The organism is Tateyamaria pelophila (assembly GCF_019966495.1).
Taxonomy (GTDB): domain Bacteria; phylum Pseudomonadota; class Alphaproteobacteria; order Rhodobacterales; family Rhodobacteraceae; genus Tateyamaria; species Tateyamaria pelophila.
Genome location: NZ_JAIMIA010000258.1, coordinates 1 through 2599 on the forward strand (window position 1 = coordinate 1; position 2599 = coordinate 2599).

2 protein-coding genes are annotated in these 2599 nt (G+C 55.6%); one reads left to right on the plus strand and one right to left on the minus strand.

Annotation, left to right across the window (positions count from 1 at the left end; translation table 11 throughout):
- Positions 1 to 266 precede the first annotated feature (266 nt).
- Positions 267 to 1520 (minus strand): MFS transporter, encoded by a 1254-nt coding sequence (locus LC354_RS27340; protein ID WP_223429085.1) that lies wholly within the window; start codon positions 1518 to 1520, stop codon positions 267 to 269.
- 473 nt (positions 1521 to 1993) lie between these two features.
- Between LC354_RS27340 and LC354_RS27345 the strand changes: the two genes are divergently transcribed.
- Positions 1994 to 2545: a tyrosine-type recombinase/integrase gene (locus tag LC354_RS27345; RefSeq protein ID WP_223429086.1), complete on the plus strand. Its 552-nt coding sequence runs from the start codon at positions 1994 to 1996 to the stop codon at positions 2543 to 2545.
- Positions 2546 to 2599 lie beyond the last annotated feature (54 nt).

Here is a 2599-nt window from a genome sequence, read left to right on the forward strand (position 1 = left end):
GGAAATGCCGCGCCGCCTCGCGGTGTCCATGGCCCTCATCGACAAACGCAACAACACGCGTTCGCAGTTCTATTGGATGTGGCTTGCCCATCTGTAACCCCCATGCCTGCCTCAAGGCCAGGGAATCACATCACAGCCAATCTGGGAATCCTGAATCTGAAAAGCAGAGACACGCTCTAGCGATCCAATAGGCGCAAGAGACCAGCGTATAGGTCATTGTCCCAATAATCTGGCATCGGGGAAACGGGCAAAGTCGGTGACTGGCATCAGGTCTCGTGAAAAGGTATCTGCTGCTCGATTTGCAATGGTGGCAACGGCTTCAAACGGCTTTCGCCCAGACGCGGATGCAGCCGCCCGGCAATCCCCCAGGCCAGCAGGCTTGCCGCCCCGGCGGCGGCAAAAATGCCGGATATCGGTGCGGCCAACAAGATCAGCCAGGCCACGCCCGGTGTCAGGATGCCGGACACATCCCGGTAGGACGAGTAGACTGCTGACATTTCAGTGCGTTCCGATGGTTTAACCGCCATCAGGAACGGCAGTCCGGCACAGATATCCAAGAGGATCAGAAAGAAACTGCCGATAAAGAGCAAGCCAACCGTTGCAGACGGGGCTGATGAAACCAAGCTGGCGGTACAGAACAGACATGCGCAAGCCATGAACCCGGTTTGAACCGAACTGCGCACAGAGTGTTTCTGCATCCATCTCAGCATCAGCGGCGACACAAACAGGGCTGCATTCGTGACCGACAAAAGCGTCCCGCCCAGCGTATCTCCGAGCCCGTTTTCGACAGCAAAAATGGGCAGGTAAACAACATAGGCCCACCACCCGCATGACCGGATAACCGCAAAGAGCCAACCTGCGATCAGGCGGGGTTGGCGTAAAAAACGCCCCAGAAATGCCAACGGATTAACTTGCGCACTCTGCGCCCGGGTGATCAGTTTGCCGTTCCCCAGCCGCAGAAAGGTGAACGCAACCAGCATGAGTGCTGCCGCCACGCCCGAAATCACGAACGGAGCAGGCCTCCACCATTCCCACAAGAGCACGCCCAGCATCGGACCTACGGTCCATCCCAAAGCCGAGTAGAACATGCGCAGCGTTTCGCATTTCCCCAATTCGATCCGCGCGATGTAATCCAGCACATAGGCGTTGAAACAGACAAAGGTAACGACCGTCGCCAGCGAATTCAGGACAAGCCCCAGAACGATCATCTCTGCAGAGCCCAAGGTTGCAAAGCCCGATCCAATGACGAACCCCATCGCCCCGATGCCATACATCCATCGCCTCGGTATCCAGCGATTGAGAAAGGGAACGAGGAGCCCGGTCAGCAACGAGATGATACCGATCACGAAATAGATTGAACTGATCAGGGCCGCGTCCTGGAGTGCGTCGTACATCGCAACCGGAAAGACGGAAATCAGGATGCCACGTGCAACTGCCTCAAAGGCGGCAAGGGTCGCAAAACCCCGCACTGATGGTGCGGGTGCATGTCGCAGCCATTCGGGGATTCGACGCTCAAACATCTTTCATGGGCCTAAAAGTATTGCCCTGAACATGCGCAGCACTCTTAGCGTGTCTGTTCGAAAGGCGACACCTATGATGGTTCACGACCCAATTTTGAGTATGACGAACATTTCATTGTCGTCTCAGCCATCGGAATTGACGCTGTTGAAAAGCAGCATCCATCGCGAAACAGGTATCCGCAAGGGGTCATTGCGGCCACCTCAGCAAAGGTTGGGGTGGTCGCAGCTTGATTGTTGGCGACCTTTGCTTCGCTCCAATTTGTACGAACGGCTGGTTTTTTGCGCCGCGCGGTAGCGTAGTGATTTACGCTGTTGCAGAAATTTCCGTGTAGCGCGCCCACGCAGCACAAAATCACAATGACTGGGTCGGGCTCACTGCCGTCATCGGACGCGGCGCAGCATCTTGTGATATGCTGTGCCAGTCAACGTCGGGTTGTCGTTGTGGGAGGGCATGGCGGATCGAAGGATCTGTCATGGAAACACCAAACCTACCTGCCATTCGCGCGCTTCGCCCAGCTTGGAACAAGAGCCGCATCGTCGGTCAGAAGCGACCACTGAAACCAAAGCATGTCTGGGCAATCCGCGTCCGACTTGAACTGGCCGAAAATCACCGCGATCTCGCCCTGTTCAATATGGCTATCGACAGCAAGTTACGCGGCTGCGACCTGGTGCGCATGCAAGTGGTCGACATTATCGCGTCCGGTCAGGTCAAAGAACGCGCGTCAGTTTTGCAAAGCAAGACGCAGAAGCTGGTTCGCTTTGAGATATCAGACGGGACGCGCACATCAGTCGAGAAGTGGATGGAGGATGAGCTGATGGTCGGGTCTGAGTATCTTTGGCCCGGACGATTTCATGAACGTCTCCACATCTCAACACCCCAGTATGCGCGGATCGTTCGTGATTGGGTGACTTCGATTGGCCTCGAAGCGACAGCTTACGGAACTCATTCGATACGCCGAACCAAGGTGACACAGATTTACAAGAAAACAGGCAACTTGCGGGGAGTTATGCCCGAAAGTTGGTGATGGTCTTCAGTAGGCGGCATATCATGGCGGTGTTTAACGACGCCGTCATTCTCA